The following is a 15,200-nucleotide window of genomic DNA, read 5'->3' as shown; positions in this document are numbered from 1 at the left end:
CATCTCTCATAAAAGCTAAAATTATTTGATGAGGTATGAGCAAACCAATCACCATGCGGAAGTTTTTGAACACATAACTCAACGAGCTTTTGACCGGTAATTATTAAAGATATTAATACTATTTCTAATCTAAATGAAGTTATCGAGTTTTCGAATAAGACAAAAACGAATACGCTCATTTTTTTACAATCTTATACTAGTGAAATTGGTAAAAAAATTATTGAAATGAAAAGTAAGAATGGAACTACATATAGTTTTTCTTATGATAAAATAATCCGTCATGTCATAACACATGAGGTTCACCATATTGGACAATTATCTATTTGGTCAAGGGAAATCGGGATTAAACCAATTTCTTCAGATTTATTATTTAAGCAATAATAATAGTAGTCAAAACCTCTTCATGCTTGTAAAGTAGAGGTTTTGACTTTATATTTCAACTATCCTTCGGTTAGTTGATCAGAAGTTCGGCTTCTGAATCCCAAGCTAAGGAGAATTCTTCTACTGTTGAATATCTTTCTTTTTTAACTGTATTAACTGCCTTAATTGCTACTTCATATAGTTTCTGACCTGCATCCCATTTTAATATGCAGCGGTCAAGTTCTCCCCCTAACAACCCAAAGGCGATTGCACCCATATTAAACACATTCGTTCTTTCATCAATTTCAGCACCTAATTCAAATTCTTCGGGGGACATAAATCTTGAAGAACCCCAAAGTCTACCCATAGTATTTATAAATGGCTTTTTCTTATATAAGTCAATGTCACAAATCTTCGTAATATTATTCTCAAAATCATATAAAATACTACCGTCATAAAAGTCAACTGCTACATAATTATTTTTTTCCATATATAAATGGAATTCTAATATGCTTTTAAATGATTCCAAACGCTTTTTTACAGGCAACTGTTTAAATCGAAAAAACGGAGAATCAGGATGAGTATATTTTTGTGGTGGTGGAAATGACCAATGGGAATGAAGACATTCACCATCAAACCAATCAAAAACTAATGCATATCCTTTCTCAACCTCAAAATGGTCAAATAGATTTATTAAGTGTTTGTGTTGCAAATCTTGATAAATTGGTATTGAATCCTTTAACCTTGCTATTGCATCTTCTGGTAGTCCTGAATATTCTTTCGTTTTCGCACCTGCATATTTCACAAACTTTTTTATTCCATCCTTTTCAATACCGAAGCATATATTTCCAGAATCTTGTTCATCAAAAACGCTGAACACTTCTCCATAATCTTTTAGCCATTCGAAGTTCTGTTTCTCTTTTAATTGGAATGATACTCTATCAAAATATATAACTTGCAACTCGTCCATTTAAATCCTCCAGTTATTGTTCTAATAAAGGTTGATCCAATTTTTCTTTGTATAGATTAAGTAAGGATAGGTTTTATATTCAAAAGTCCCTTATCAACTGATGTCTCTATATAACCAACTATCTGATCAAACGTGAATACATTAAGTTTTTCATTTATAACTTCCTTATCGTACTCCAGATCTCCTAATACATAAGGAATGAATTTTTCAACAACATCTTTGGATTTAACCTCTTGCAAATCAAGGACTGTCGGAGGGAACTTTAGCATTTTTCTCAATTCATCTGTAAAACCATAGTATTCTAATAATTTCCCATTCAGTAATCGGAAATCATTATGGTATAAACTTAATATTTCTTTACTAGCTTCCATTCTGTTTTTCAACCAAGGAAGATAAAAACCTTTCAGCCATATATCATCAGCGATCAAATGTGTAAAATACCCCAATATATAATGACTTTCTACTTGCGAAGCATATTTATGTAAAAATCCTTTAAAATCAATACTTCTTGAATAATCATGTACTTCACCTTTAAAGAAATGTGTTAAGTCTTTAGGTGAAACAGCATCTGGAGCAATGCCTCCTAATAAAAACGGTATTCTATCTTCTATTGATAGACACTCTGCAATTCTATTAGCGATAACCAAGTGCATTATTCTTGAACCCATACTTCCCCTCACCCTTTAAAAATTTACTTCAATCTTTAATAAAGTACGTTATCCAGTTACAAATAAGTTATTTAAAACTTATTTAAACTGGTCATTTTTTCAATCTCATTAAATTACTACCATTTACATCTGTTGAAAAACCAAATTTTTCATAGTATCCTACTAATCTTTCAGGACAATATAGTTCTACTCTGTCTACCTCTCGAACTAATGGGTGTTCTAGAATGCTGTTCATCAAAATAGTACCAATTCCACTATTTCTAGAATTCTCTTTTGCAATCACATCGAAAATAAACGCTCGATAAAGTGTATCTGTAATCGCTCTTGCAAATCCAATTAATTCTTCCGTATCATTATCAACTAATCCAACTACCACAGCACTGTTTTCTACCATTTTTCTTATTTCTGTGAGCTCACGTTCCTTCGTCCACCATTCGTTTTTAAATAGACTATGTAGATCTTGTAATTGGTTATCGTTAAACTCATCAATAATCATGTAATTCACTTTCTCTTAACCCCCACAAATAATTTGTTATTAAATATTCTCTTCCCGTTCTCACTCAAAAGAACATATCTAACAATATTCTACAAAAGCTCTCTAAATCCTCCTTCACCTGCAACCTTACATAATTAACACAATCTAAGAAGTACACGGAATGCTATTCCGCACTGTTGTGTATATGGACAATGGATACGTACTAGAGCATTCATTAGAAATTGCTAAAAATATGCGGGTTCGCTTTCGCAAACAAACAGTGAAAAAACCGTCCCAAAGTGCGGTTTTTTATATTACTTATGCACACATTGAGAGAGCTTTTTCAATACACTTATTTTATGTCTTCCATAAAGTTTCTAAAGTTCTCAACCATTTCTTTTGATCTGGTATGGTGTAAATAATGTCCTCCTTCAAATGTCATCACTTTTCCATGTACAGAATCTTTGACTTGTTCTTCATGCAGTGGTATCCATCCTTCCGTTTCTGTATCATCCGCTTGTACAAAGAAAATAATGGGAAGGTTTTTTGGGAATGTTAAATTTTCAGCCGCTTTAAAATTAGTGTTAAAATTTTTCATTTCATTCAAGGTGCTGGAATTGTACATGTTTTTGAGAGCAAGTATTCTCATTTGTTCTTTTGTTTCATCATCAAAGGTTAGTTTAGCAAATGGGTCAGGAGCTATTTTCATTAACAATCTGGCTAAACCTGATCTTTTGAGTAGTTTAATAGTTTCTATTGGAAGTTCAACATCCGTACCGCCTTGCGTTGGAACACTGCTATCAATTCCTACAAATGCACTCACCTCGTCTTCATATTTATTCACATAATCTAGTCCGTAAATGCCTGCAATGGAGTGACCCATTAGAATATATCTGTCAATTTTAAGACTCTGTAAAGCTTCATGAGCTTCATTTACAATATTTTCTATGCTGCGCTCTTTTTCGGTATCATCACTTAATCCATAACCAAAAGGTTCAATCACGACTACTTTGTAAAATGGAGATAGCTCTTCCACTAGCGGCTTAAAGTCAAGTGCTGGTGCTGCTGTACCATAACCTGGTAGTAACACGACTGTTTCTTCTCCTTTTCCTTGGATAAAAACATTCATATTTTTCCCATCTACAGGTACTAACTGACCATAAGATTGTATTTTTCCTTGCTCTGATTTGTTGCTAATTATATTAACTATAAAAACAATCGCTAGAAAAAGTCCTATTGCTATAACTAATACACCTATTGCTTTAAGAATAAAGTTAAGCATTTTACTCATCCTCATTTTCATTTCCTCATCTTTTAGTTTCACTTTCATCTTCTCCTGTCGTTATCTGTAAATTTGGCTACTGTAACCGGCCGATTAGGAAATCTTATACGACGAAGATGTACTCCCCATGACCTCAATATGAACGGAGTATGAACTAGCGAAAAAAATGCTAGGTCATCATATGCCAGAAAACTTGCATGTGACCCCGTAGCATGAAGAATGCGAGGAACGCGTTTAGACAATTCGAATCATACAATAGGAATCTAATTACTCTGTCGGCGTTGTAATTGGCAAGGTGACAATGACAGTAGTTCCTCGGCCGGTTTCGCTTTCCACTCGGATGTCACCTTCATGAAGCGACACGATCTGTTTAACGATGGCAAGTCCCATACCGCTACCGTCATACTTTCGACTATGAGACCGATCTGCCTTAAAAAATCGCTCGAATATCCGCGGCTTCGGCTGTTTCGAATCCGTCGTTACGTAGAAATAAACAGACGAGTTTGCGAATGTTCACATCGTAGTCAGCAACTAATATAGTAGGCATCTGTTCCCTCTTTCTTTGTTTTCCATCTTGTAACCATTATGCTATAAATATTATTGAATTACCCCTATTCTTCCTATGACTCAGGACAGGAATATCATTAAATGCACCATCTTTTGCTCATTCGATTATCGAAATGCTGAACTTCTTTTAACTAATCCGAAATCTAATATAACCAGCTTTCTGCTTCAACTAAATTATCCGCTATATTATCAAGTTCAACTTCATGCCATTCATACGGATACTTCGTCATTGAAACATTTCCACATACTGGGCTATATTATTCTTTAGAATCTTAAATATTTAGTTTGATTATTCTCTTTAACGTTTGCATTTAAATTTGGATAATTCTTTTCAGTTTGTTACAGAACACTCTTTCCTTTACTTTCCAATCATTATTCAGTACCTTTAACTTACTTAACAATAAAGAGGATGATACCGTGAAAATAAATATGGTCAAAATCATTACGATTCTATCAGTAGTTGCAACTATCATGTGGGTTGGAGGTTTATTTTTAACGATAAATGATCAATTTTTCAAGAACCCTCATCCATCTGAACCAACTTCAACTGCTATTTCTTTAAAGCCATCTCAAACAAAGGGCATCTCAATCGTTGCCCTAGGGGATTCATTAACGCGTGGAACTGGAGATTCAACTGGAAAAGGATATGTTCAATACATGTTGGCCGATTTGAAATCAAGAACGAAACAAAATGTGGAATTATCGAATTTAGCAATAAAAGGCCTTACTTCCCAACAACTTTTAAACCAGCTTGAAAAAACAGAAATTCAAAGGCAATTACGTGATTCCAATCTGATTGTAATGACCATTGGTGCGAATGATCTATTTCAAGGAGGCAATACGCTCTCTAATCTTGATCAGTCAGCTATTGATTCACTTGAAAAAAACTATGTAGGCAATCTGAAAAAAATCTATGACACCATAAGAGAAATTAATCCACAAGCACCCGTTTTCCACGTTGGAATTTACAATCCTTTCATCGAATTACCTAATTCCGAAAATACTTCCAAGGCTGTTCGCAGATGGAATTTCGATACTGCAGAGTTGGCAGCTTCCTATAAAAGAATTGTGGTGGTGCCAACTTTTGACTTATTTGAAATGAATGTAAATGATAATTTATCCAGTGATAAATTCCATCCAAACAGTAATGGTTACCAATTAATCGGAAATCGTGTTGCAACTCTCATCAACTTTGAGAAGGAGAATAATCAAAATGAATAGCTCTCAGTCTACTTTATTTGTTAAAAATCTTAAAAAAACAATCGGGAAAAAAGATATCATTAAAAATATTACATTCGAATTGAAGCAAGGGGAGGTTTTTGGATTTCTGGGTCCGAATGGAGCAGGTAAAACAACCACAATTCGCATGCTTGTTGGTTTGATTAAACCAACGTCAGGGATGATTTCCATTTGTGGCTATAATTTGGAGGGAGATTTTTCTAATGCCATAAAAAATCTTGGGTGTATTGTGGAAAATCCTGAACTTTATCCTTATTTATCGGGCTGGGAAAATCTGCAACAGTTTGCTCGAATGGTTCCAGAAATCAATGAATATCGTATACATGAAGTCATTGCCCAAGTCGGACTTCAAAACCGAATTCACGATCTAGTTAAAACCTATTCTTTAGGAATGCGTCAGCGACTTGGAATTGCCCAAGCCTTATTGGGAAAACCCAAAGTTCTCATTCTTGATGAACCTACAAACGGTCTCGATCCCGTAGGAATACGGGAAATGCGTGAATTTATACGGATGTTGGCAGAGAAAGATCAAATAAGCATTCTTATCTCCTCCCATTTACTCAGTGAAATCCAGCTTATGTGCGATCGAGTAGCCATTATTTCAAAAGGAGAAATCATTAAGATTGATTCAGTTGCGCATATACTTGCCGAACAGGAGCGAGTATCTTGGAAGCTTCATCCGTTAGCAGAAGGCAGAAGGATTTTATCAGAAGAAACAACCATATTGTCTGAGCAGGATGGACTGTTAATTACTCTTTATGATGAGCAAAGACTTTCGTTCATTAATGAAAGATTGGTTCGCGAAGGTGTTAAAGTAAGTGGAATCCAAACAAAACTTCCAACACTTGAGGATTTATTTATCGAGTTAACCGGAGGTGAAACGATTGATTAATTTAGTACAGAATGAACTCATCAAGCTTGTTCGTAAAAAGCGTCTATACGTCATAGTCGCTATTGTGGCAGTTCTTGTTGCATTGTTTACTTACGCTCAAATGAAAGAAGTGAAATCTTTACAAGAACGATTAGGCACTACCGACTGGAGAACTCAATTGCAACAGGACATTGTGAATGCACAAAACCGCCTTGCATCTAGTACGATTCCAGATGATTTCCGTAAATATTTACTTATTAGAGTCAGCCAGCAGGAATATTATTTGGAACATGATATCGATCCTTCTGCACCAGGAGCCCCTACCTTCATGCGCATATTTTTGGAAAACTCAATTGACCTATTGTTGCCGTTGATGGTTGTCGTCGTCGTTGGTGATTTAGTTTCCTCCGAATTAAGCGGTGGGACAATTAAAATGCTCCTGACGAGACCGGTTAAAAGGTCGCGGATTTTACTGAGCAAGTTTCTTACCATGATTCTTTCTGTTTCCTTTATTGTGTTGTCCCTTGGTTCATTGTCATATCTCATATCGGGAATTGTCTTCGGATATTCCGGTTGGACGATGCCTATTCTGACTGGATTTTCAACAAATGGAGATGACCTCGTCACAACCTCAGTTCACGTAATTGGCCAATGGCAATACCTTCTGATGGAATTGGGTCTTACTTGGTTCGTTGGAATCACCGTCGGATCAATTACACTGATGCTTTCTGTCTTAATGCGCAGTACGGCAGCTGTGACTGGTGTTATGCTAGCAACTCTTATCTCGGGTCCCATTTTAGCCAATATGGTCTCATCTTGGGAATCGGCAAAATATCTATTTATGGTCAATCTTCAAATCACGAATTATATCAGCGGAAGTGCTCCCCCCATACAAGGAATGAACCTAGGCTTTTCAATGACAATCCTTACAATATGGGGAATCATAGCACTTCTTATTGCCTTTATTACTTTCACGAAAAGAGATGTGTACTAATTTCAGTTTAGTAAGTCCTTAATTGGAATCTACAAACAATCATTGATATTAAAAAAAATGTGTGAATGCTTAAGAAGAAAACAGACTTATTTATATGAAATAAATGAAATTAAGGAGGGGATGTTCACATTCCCTCTTCTTCTCCTTGTAAATACACACCAATTATATAAAAGACCACACCCATCATAAAGATATGGTGTTTTTTACCTCGGCATCTCTACAGGAAAGATAGTACTTAGAATACTCCCCTGTTGGCAGAGTAAACTTTTCCAAAAGAAGGAATCATTTAAAAGACATTCCTTTTCTTACAGAATAGGAAGACATATAATGGATATAACTTATTTTTCAGAGGAGAGTGACGACAACTGACTAAAATAGAGAGAAAAGCAAATTCTAAAAAAATTGCGAATTGGTCACTCGGCATAATGGGTATGGGATTCTTGGCTACCCTTCCAATAAACGATTCCATAACGGGAAAGTTGTTGCAAGGAGGATTTGAAGCAGGTCTTATAGGAGGCTTAGCCGATTGGTTTGCAGTAACTGCGTTATTTCGACATCCACTCAATATAAAGATCCCTCACACAGCACTCTTACCCAAAAACCGTGAACGGATCATTCAAACAATTTTACACGTATTAGAAAATGAATGGCTTACGAAAGAAAGTATTGTTAATAAAATTAACAACATCCAAATTGCCCAATTGCTATTAGACAAAATAGAAACGGAACTTCAAAGTAATGAGATGAAAAAGCAACTTCAAAAAGCCGCTATTTATCTAGCTAGTAATTTCGATTTAAACCCATTCATGCCTCAATTTGAAATGTGTGCAAAAAAACTTTTGAGTAATATCAAAACAGAATATATGATTCAAAAAGCTATTGATAAAGCATTAGAAAATCAAATGGATGAAAAATTATATACAATGACCCTTAAAATGGTAGAAAGTAAATTGTCTGACCAAAATACAAAAGATGAGATTACTAAAATGATCACAAACGCAATTGACAAAAATTCAGAAAATAAAATTTTTGGAATCGCCTTAAAATCTTTGATGTCTATGGCTAGTGGAAAAGTGGCAGAAATCATCGATGTTACGATCACGGAATTTCTAGAAGACTTAAAACGCGATACCAGTGAAAACCGAAAAAAAATCATTGGTTTTATTCAAAACGAAATGGAGAAAGTTAAAAACAACGAATCCGTTCTTCAACAAATCGATACACTTAAGCAGAGTACAATAAATAAATATGACATGGAGCCACTTTTTGAAACGCTAAAAAATCAAATCCAAAACATTTTGTTGGAATACGTACGACAAGAAAATTTCATAGATGACAAACTCTCACCAATTATTAAAAAAGGAATTGTCAAATTGAAAGAACATCCGACCGCACTATTGAGATTAGATGCGTGGATAAAGGAAGAAATTCTTGATATTATCGAACAAAATCACCAAAAAATCGGGCAATTAGTAAAAGATAATTTGGATAAGATGACAAACGATGAAATTACAGTCTTGCTTGAAAACAAGATTGGAAACGACATCTCTTGGATTCGTGTAAATGGGGCATTATGCGGTAGCTTAATTGGACTTGCCTTAACTGGAATCAAACTAATCACAGGATAAATTCTGCCCCCAAATCAAGCACCAATCCTTCTTTCCATACCCTAAACACCTAGACATAAAAAAGTTCAAAACCTTTATACATTAAGTGAGCTAGTTGCGTTTTTAAACAGTATTAACTAAGAGTTCCAATACAGGAAAGAGAACTGTTTTTTCAATAGTGACCTGTACAGTTAATTAGTGCAAAAAATTAAAATTAATCATACAAATGAGCCCAAATTTGCAATGAATTGGGCTCAGCTTGTTTTCTAAGCGAAAAAGTATAAACTCTCAATCGGGTCAAATTAATTATTGAGTACTATTTGAGATTGAACAAAGCCTCCGTTAATACATGATAGCTGTTATAATCTATTGGAGAATTGATAGTGAAAGAGAGTCACTGATTACTGGTTGCTCCGTCGTTAGTTCAACAAGAAACCTGTATTATTTTACAAGAATCGAAATTGCGCTATACAGCAATAGCAAAGCCATAATTATATTAAACTGATTTCTATACGTTGATAGGAACTTTTGAAAAATCGAACCAAACATACTCCAACAGAAAGTACTCATAAATCCAACAAAAGCCAGAAATAACGAAAAAATTAGTAAGCTAAAATTTGAAGTGTAATATGGCAGGATGAAAGTTGATGTTGCAGTTATACCATATAATATACCTTTCGGGTTGATAAATTGTAAAAGCATACCTGTTAAAAAACTGTTATTCTTGTCCCCCTTATTGTTCTGATCATTATTTTTACTAGTTATAATTTTTATTGCTAGATACAACATATAGATTGCACCAAGAATAGTCATAATAAATTCAATTTTTGGAATGAAATTACCAAGCACAAGATTAAAATAGCTACTCAATAACATTATGACAAAGAAACCTGCACCCACTCCTAAACAAAATCTAATAGTCTTTTTTAACCCGAACTTGTTAGCAAATAACATCGCCATAATATTATTGGGACCTGGTGTAAAACTTGTAACAAATACATATAGCAAAAACGATACTATAGGCAAATTGAACTCCCCTTCCGCGTTGTATGTTATAATGACTAAAACAGGCATTATAACGAATTACTTTTTATTGTACAATACAGACGTTATATTGTAAAAGAGGAGTGTATTTGTTTATGGAAGAAATAAATCTTATCATTGCAAAAAACTTAAAAGCCTTTAGAGAAAGTAAGAAATTAAGTCTTGAAAAGGTTGCAGAATTAACTGGAGTCAGTAAAACAATGATTGGTCAAATTGAAAGGGGTGAATCTAGTCCTACGATTACAACTATTTGGAAAATAGCCAATGGATTAAAAATTTCTTTTACCTCACTAATAAATAGTCCGCAGCCAGATACAAAAGTTATTTTAAGAAACGACATTCAAGCATTATCTGAAGACAATGGAAAATATCGAGTCTATCCAAACTTTCCCTTTGAAGACGATAAGCGTTTTGAAGTTTATACCGTCGAAGTAGAAAAAGGTGGATTCCTAAGCGCTGATTCGCATAGAGAAGGAACTGAAGAATTCATAACTGTCTTTGAAGGGGAACTAACTGTACGTGTAAACAACAATGAATATACACTAAGAAATGGTGATTCTATCCGATTCAAGGCGGACAGACAACATGCCTATCATAATTCAGGAGAAACATTAACTCGATTAAATATGACCTTATATTATCCGATCTAAAAAACTCGTTCGACAAGAATAGAGGGTTCGGTTGATGGAGAGAAAATTATAAAACAGTAATAAAAGGAGTGCAATTAGCACTCCTTTTATTACTAAAATAACAGAATAATTAGCAATTTAATTAGCATCTTGATTATTTTCGAAAAAGAGCCAGCAGTTTTTCTGACATATTGATAAAGGTTTTCCAATCGTTGCTGATTGTCATATTCATTCCAAAACCCACATTTTGAAGTTTTGATTGTAAATCTTCAAAGTCGTTTTTGTCACTTTGCGTTAATACACTAAACTTGTACAATTCATCGTGAGGGTATTGTCTTAACGCATTATCCAGACGCTCCATAGTCGTTCGCTCATCATTTGAAAGCCAACCTGAGTATTTACCACTATTAGTTGCTACATCTAATCCGTTTAAAACATCTCCTAATTGAGTTGTAACTAAGTTGGGTTCAGACCAATCATTCTTTTTTTGATGTTCTATTAAACCATCAAGTTCAACAAGTTTATATTGCACTTCTGAATAAAATAACTCTTTATGAACTAAACTCATTTTCAAGTATCCAATAACCAAACAAACTATCAAAAGTGCGTTTGCCAAAATTGAAACAACAAAAATGGTTTTCTGTTTTTTACTCACATTACTCCCCCTTTATTTTTAATTTATTTCAACATAAAAATTCCAACTTCATCCAAAAAATAAGGTCAATTCATTTAAAGCGAACTACTTCAGATAAATATCTCTGTAATCGAACTTTTTATCTGAAATTCCTAATCGTTGTGCAGGTGTTTCCATTGTTCTGTTAGATTTATAGGCGCTACCCTCTAACCGAACCCGTTACGACAAAAACTGGGTTTTACTTCTGTTTTTATTTGTGTCTTGGTTGCAATGCCATATTAAACCAAACACACTTTTAGTTGCAGAAGAAAGAAGAGATGTATTAATAACCCATAGTTCTTTCGCTAGAACCCTATTTTGTTAAAGAAGGTGAAGATAATTTTTCTAATTCGTTTAAACATAATGTTAACCTATTCATAATCATTTCCTTATCCCCCATTTGTTGCAGTGTTTTAGGGTCCAATTCACTTTTATTTAATGTTTCATAGTGTTCATAAGCCTCTAACAATATCCACAAGATATATTCGTCCAATAAACATTTTAACAAATTCACATTATCATTTATGTAACCTTTCATAAAACCGTCTGCAATTCTACTCAATATCTTTGAATTTTTATTATATTCATGGTTTTGGTATCTTGATGCATTAGAATAGATAGGAAGAAGGAATTTGTAACAAAAAACAAAATACCCAGCATATTTCAAATCAAAATCTAACCTTGGAAATGGATCTATTAAGGAAACTTTATCTAAATGAAATATAATATTTTCTGGTGTTACATCTTGATTGACCAATGATATCTTTTGCTGATTTTTTCGCCTGTTTTCAATTAAGTTTAGTATTTTATCTACAACTATTTCGCGATTAAATGTTAAATCAGTAGTAGTCAAACTATTTAATATACTTAAATAAAAGTCGTTATCCTTTTGCCAAATGTAGCTAGCTTCTTGTTGTTTCTGTCCTTCAAGATGTTTACCGTTCCATATAATATTACCAAATCCCTGTAATTCGGGAACTTTTCTGTGCATAACCTTAAAGAATTCGCCTAACTTTTCTCCGATTGCAAATGCTTCAGAATGGCTTAGACATTGAAGTATTTTTCCTTTACCCATAAAACTTTCTACGGTAAATACTACTGATTCTTCATGAAAATAGTCAAAGACAGAAGGACAAATATTAAAAGAACACTGATTAGCCTGATGGTAATAAACTTTTGAAGATTCATATTCTGTAATCAAGTCAATATCTTTATATGCTTGTAATTGCCCATATGCTTTCTTTTTCCTGATTCTTAGTACAAGATCCTCTTCAACATTCCTCTCAATTCTATAGACATTATGCCATGCACCTTCACCAATTTTTGAAATATGCTGCATCTTTATATTTTCTATTTTTAACTTCTCAATGGCATTATTAAGATCATCATCTTTCATTAAAAATAATCCTTCCTTTCATAAAGCGTTTTAATCTTAAACATAGCCTCAATCCTATTGTATTCTTAGAACAAAATCTTCTCCAGCTATGTGAACCTTTATTATGTTTACTTAAGAGGATGAAATTCCTCGTATTCACCCCTTAATAGAATATATCGCTTTTATCTGTCTTAACTTTTTAAAAAATCGGGTGAATCTCAAACACATAATTTAGCTTAAACTATAGCAATAGATTATATAAATACTCATTAAAAACATCATTTTTTTGATCTCATTAAATTACTACCATTTACGTCTCTTGAAAAACCGAATTTCTTATAGTACTCTAATAATCTTTCAGGACAATATACTTCTACTCTCTCTATTTGCCTTACTAGTGGGTCTAAAATATTATTCATTAAAATGATACCGATACCACTATTTCTATAATTCTCTTTAGCAATAACATCGAAAATAAATGCTCGATAAAGTGTATCTGTAATCGCCCTCGCAAATCCAATCATTTCTTCCACATCATTATCAACTATTCCAATTACCACATCACTGTTTTCTACTATTTTTTCTTATTATTGAAAGCTCATGTTCCTTCGTCCACCATTCATTTTTATATAGACTATGTAAATCTTGTAATTGATTAATAATCTTATAATTCATTTTCTCATGAACATCAAAAAGAATTAGTTATTTAAAATTCTCTACTCTCAATTCTTCCTTCCATAAAAAGAACATTCCTCACATTATTCTACAAATTACATTTATAATCCTTCTTATTCTTACCTCCACTATTAATACAATCCAAAAGGAAGTCATTTTATGCTTCCAATTAAATTCTGCATGTAGATGAGGATAGTGAAGGATAGCGAGGTTTTGGACTAACAAAGTATAAAGAGGGATCGGAGAACCACTTTAAATTTAAACAATCGCTACTAAGCTTTGATTTTGAATTACATAGCAAAATCTCTGTTATACTTGTATTGAACTGGAGGTCTTATAATTGGCAAAAATAGATGAACAATTTATGGAAGTGGCCATAAAATTGGCTTTACAAGCTAGAAAAGATGGAAATGAACCATTTGGTGCTATATTAGTAAAAAATAATGAAATAGTAATGTATGGAGGAAACAAAATTAATAGTAATTGTGATCCAACACATCATGCTGAAATAGGGCTAATACGTACTTATTGCTCTGAGAACAACATATTTAATCTTAGTGAATATACTTTATATACTAGCTGCGAACCTTGTGTTATGTGTACAGGTGCTATGGTATGGTCTAATTTAGGAAAAATAGTCTATAGTGTATCACATGACCAACTGGCAAAAATTGCAGGCAGTAATATAATGATTTCATGTAAAGAAGTTATCGAAAAAAGTCCAAATAAGCCGACTGTAGTTGAAGAAGTTTTAAATGAGGTAGGGCTAAAAGTTTTTGAAGGATACACATTTACCAATTAATAATATTTGTTACTTCATATTTTATCACCAAAAGATGGAGTAGTTTATCTAATATAAAGGCGTCCCTATTAATAGTAGGAACGCCAGTTTTCTCTCTTAAAATCTTTTTGAAATAATAAACACTCCACCACAATGTGATATTGGGTAGAACTCGCATTTACAAAAATTCTTAAGCATAGAATTTAACTCCTCATTAACAAAATAAAATTCCTCCTCATCCCAATAATTTAAACTATTTAATCGACAAGATTCTAACTGTACCCTCGTTTCGAAAGCTATATCCCCAATAAAGATGTTGCCGTCTTCAGTAAGTAAAGTGAGCAATTCTTCAATTAGCTCGACCTTCTTATCATCTGAAAGATGGTGTAAAACGTAAGTACTCACGATTGCGTCATACTTTTTATTTTTGATTGTAGCTGGCAATCCACGAGATAAGTCCCACTCGACTAAATTAGCTTCCGGCATTTTGGATTTTGCAATTTCAATCATTTTAGATGAAAAATCTAATCCATCAATTTGATGATCATTTTCATAAAGTTTTGATGTTAAAACACCTGTCCCAAAGCCAATATCTAACACGAACGATTCGTTTTTTTGCATGATTTCGTTAAAAATCGTATTTAGAATTGTTTTATAACCTGCAAACGGGTATTGATTGTTTTCTTCACTCAGCTGAACAGTTTTATCATAACCATCAGCCCATAAATTAAATCCTTTTTGATTTAGCATGAATGCTCCCCCTTTTGTTCTAATACGGCTATCGAGCATTCTAATTATTTTAGAGATTACTCGATAGCGGTTTCCTTTTCTTTTTTTACGATATAATTAAGGTTATTAAAAGTGATATTTTCCATATAAACCCCACCTTTCATTGTTAAAATGATTATATAGAAATTTCTATAAATTCACAATATAGTAAATATATTGTGGCTTCAATAAAAATAGGTATTGATCAAAATGATCAATGCA

General features: G+C 33.4%; 16 protein-coding genes and 3 pseudogenes. 7 read left to right on the top strand and 12 right to left on the bottom strand.

The features are described 5' to 3' along the window. Positions 1–95: pseudogene (locus tag ACFVR1_RS05160) on the bottom strand (GNAT family N-acetyltransferase); the annotation flags it as partial. Between the two features lie 4 nt (positions 96–99). Between ACFVR1_RS05160 and ACFVR1_RS05155 the strand changes: the two are divergent. Beyond that, a complete protein-coding gene (locus tag ACFVR1_RS05155; protein ID WP_387581256.1) occupies positions 100–381 on the top strand; it encodes a DinB family protein in 282 nt (93 codons plus the stop codon). A gap of 70 nt (positions 382–451) precedes the next feature. On the opposite strand, the gene ACFVR1_RS05150 is transcribed toward ACFVR1_RS05155, so the two are convergent. The 6 genes and pseudogenes from ACFVR1_RS05150 to ACFVR1_RS05125 form a co-directional block, all read right to left on the bottom strand. Beyond that, positions 452–1,330 (bottom strand): protein kinase domain-containing protein, encoded by an 879-nt coding sequence (locus ACFVR1_RS05150; RefSeq protein ID WP_387581194.1) that lies wholly within the window; start codon positions 1,328–1,330, stop codon positions 452–454. 56 nt (positions 1,331–1,386) lie between these two features. Next, on the bottom strand, positions 1,387–1,998 hold the full coding sequence (locus ACFVR1_RS05145; protein WP_387581192.1) for a hydrolase: 612 nt from the start codon (positions 1,996–1,998) through the stop codon (positions 1,387–1,389). A 91-nt stretch (positions 1,999–2,089) separates the two neighbouring features. After that, positions 2,090–2,494, bottom strand: a complete 405-nt coding sequence (locus tag ACFVR1_RS05140; protein ID WP_387581253.1) for a GNAT family N-acetyltransferase — start codon at positions 2,492–2,494, stop codon at positions 2,090–2,092. A 331-nt stretch (positions 2,495–2,825) separates the two neighbouring features. Next, the gene (locus ACFVR1_RS05135; protein ID WP_387581190.1) at positions 2,826–3,803 is read right to left on the bottom strand and encodes an alpha/beta hydrolase; all 978 of its coding nucleotides are present in this window, start codon (positions 3,801–3,803) and stop codon (positions 2,826–2,828) included. A 219-nt stretch (positions 3,804–4,022) separates the two neighbouring features. Then, positions 4,023–4,208 (bottom strand): annotated as a pseudogene (locus ACFVR1_RS05130) (ATP-binding protein); the annotation flags it as partial. Next, positions 4,204–4,302: pseudogene (locus ACFVR1_RS05125) on the bottom strand (DNA-binding response regulator); the annotation flags it as partial. The pseudogenes ACFVR1_RS05125 and ACFVR1_RS05130, both read right to left, overlap by 5 nt. 437 nt (positions 4,303–4,739) lie before the next feature. Here ACFVR1_RS05125 and ACFVR1_RS05120 point away from each other — a divergent pair. From ACFVR1_RS05120 to ACFVR1_RS05105, 4 genes are all read left to right on the top strand, one after another. Continuing rightward, positions 4,740–5,543: an SGNH/GDSL hydrolase family protein gene (locus ACFVR1_RS05120; RefSeq protein WP_387581187.1), complete on the top strand. Its 804-nt coding sequence runs from the start codon at positions 4,740–4,742 to the stop codon at positions 5,541–5,543. Beyond that, complete coding sequence (locus tag ACFVR1_RS05115) at positions 5,536–6,453, top strand: ABC transporter ATP-binding protein (RefSeq protein WP_387581184.1); 918 nt, start codon at positions 5,536–5,538, stop codon at positions 6,451–6,453. Before ACFVR1_RS05120 ends, ACFVR1_RS05115 begins: the two co-directional genes overlap by 8 nt. Further along, positions 6,446–7,426, top strand: coding sequence for an ABC transporter permease subunit (locus tag ACFVR1_RS05110; RefSeq protein ID WP_387581181.1), 981 nt, complete (start codon positions 6,446–6,448; stop codon positions 7,424–7,426). Before ACFVR1_RS05115 ends, ACFVR1_RS05110 begins: the two co-directional genes overlap by 8 nt. 482 nt (positions 7,427–7,908) lie before the next feature. After that, on the top strand, positions 7,909–9,054 hold the full coding sequence (locus tag ACFVR1_RS05105; RefSeq protein WP_387581179.1) for a DUF445 domain-containing protein: 1,146 nt from the start codon (positions 7,909–7,911) through the stop codon (positions 9,052–9,054). Positions 9,055–9,474: 420 nt separating this feature from the next. Here ACFVR1_RS05105 and ACFVR1_RS05100 read toward each other — a convergent pair whose 3' ends face one another. Beyond that, a complete protein-coding gene (locus ACFVR1_RS05100; RefSeq protein ID WP_387581176.1) occupies positions 9,475–10,059 on the bottom strand; it encodes a LysE family transporter in 585 nt (194 codons plus the stop codon). 113 nt (positions 10,060–10,172) lie between these two features. Between ACFVR1_RS05100 and ACFVR1_RS05095 the strand changes: the two genes are divergently transcribed. Continuing rightward, positions 10,173–10,727 carry a helix-turn-helix domain-containing protein gene (locus tag ACFVR1_RS05095; RefSeq protein WP_387581173.1) on the top strand — a complete coding sequence of 185 codons (555 nt, stop codon included), beginning with the start codon at positions 10,173–10,175 and terminating at the stop codon, positions 10,725–10,727. Positions 10,728–10,860: 133 nt separating this feature from the next. On the opposite strand, the gene ACFVR1_RS05090 is transcribed toward ACFVR1_RS05095, so the two are convergent. The 3 genes from ACFVR1_RS05090 to ACFVR1_RS05080 all read right to left on the bottom strand — a co-directional run bounded on the left by ACFVR1_RS05090 (position 10,861) and on the right by ACFVR1_RS05080 (position 13,314). Beyond that, entirely contained in the window at positions 10,861–11,361 is a 501-nt protein-coding gene (locus ACFVR1_RS05090) for a hypothetical protein (RefSeq protein WP_387581170.1), read from the bottom strand. 331 nt (positions 11,362–11,692) lie between these two features. Beyond that, positions 11,693–12,775, bottom strand: coding sequence for a hypothetical protein (locus ACFVR1_RS05085; protein WP_387581167.1), 1,083 nt, complete (start codon positions 12,773–12,775; stop codon positions 11,693–11,695). 257 nt (positions 12,776–13,032) lie between these two features. Next, complete coding sequence (locus tag ACFVR1_RS05080) at positions 13,033–13,314, bottom strand: GNAT family N-acetyltransferase (RefSeq protein ID WP_387581165.1); 282 nt, start codon at positions 13,312–13,314, stop codon at positions 13,033–13,035. Between the two features lie 455 nt (positions 13,315–13,769). Between ACFVR1_RS05080 and ACFVR1_RS05075 the strand changes: the two genes are divergently transcribed. Beyond that, complete coding sequence (locus ACFVR1_RS05075; protein WP_387581164.1) at positions 13,770–14,231, top strand: nucleoside deaminase; 462 nt, start codon at positions 13,770–13,772, stop codon at positions 14,229–14,231. A 96-nt stretch (positions 14,232–14,327) separates the two neighbouring features. On the opposite strand, the gene ACFVR1_RS05070 is transcribed toward ACFVR1_RS05075, so the two are convergent. Further along, on the bottom strand, positions 14,328–14,960 hold the full coding sequence (locus tag ACFVR1_RS05070; RefSeq protein ID WP_387581162.1) for a class I SAM-dependent DNA methyltransferase: 633 nt from the start codon (positions 14,958–14,960) through the stop codon (positions 14,328–14,330). Positions 14,961–15,200 lie beyond the last annotated feature (240 nt).

The organism is Psychrobacillus sp. NPDC058041, assembly GCF_042885655.1.
GTDB lineage: Bacteria > Bacillota > Bacilli > Bacillales_A > Planococcaceae > Psychrobacillus.
Note: the sequence above shows the minus strand (reverse complement) of the source record. Positions and strands in the feature narration are given on the sequence as shown.

What these genes read in the sequence shown, in the direction of transcription:
- ACFVR1_RS05150 (WP_387581194.1), bottom strand. Translation starts at nt 1,330, where the DNA reads ATGGACGAGTTGCAAGTTATATATTTTGATAGAGTATCATTCCAATTA.
- ACFVR1_RS05145 (WP_387581192.1), bottom strand. Translation starts at nt 1,998, where the DNA reads ATGGGTTCAAGAATAATGCACTTGGTTATCGCTAATAGAATTGCAGAG.
- ACFVR1_RS05140 (WP_387581253.1), bottom strand. Translation starts at nt 2,494, where the DNA reads ATGATTATTGATGAGTTTAACGATAACCAATTACAAGATCTACATAGT.
- ACFVR1_RS05135 (WP_387581190.1), bottom strand. Translation starts at nt 3,803, where the DNA reads ATGAAAGTGAAACTAAAAGATGAGGAAATGAAAATGAGGATGAGTAAA.
- ACFVR1_RS05115 (WP_387581184.1), top strand. Translation starts at nt 5,536, where the DNA reads ATGAATAGCTCTCAGTCTACTTTATTTGTTAAAAATCTTAAAAAAACA.
- ACFVR1_RS05095 (WP_387581173.1), top strand. Translation starts at nt 10,173, where the DNA reads ATGGAAGAAATAAATCTTATCATTGCAAAAAACTTAAAAGCCTTTAGA.
- ACFVR1_RS05085 (WP_387581167.1), bottom strand. Translation starts at nt 12,775, where the DNA reads ATGAAAGATGATGATCTTAATAATGCCATTGAGAAGTTAAAAATAGAA.
- ACFVR1_RS05070 (WP_387581162.1), bottom strand. Translation starts at nt 14,960, where the DNA reads ATGCTAAATCAAAAAGGATTTAATTTATGGGCTGATGGTTATGATAAA.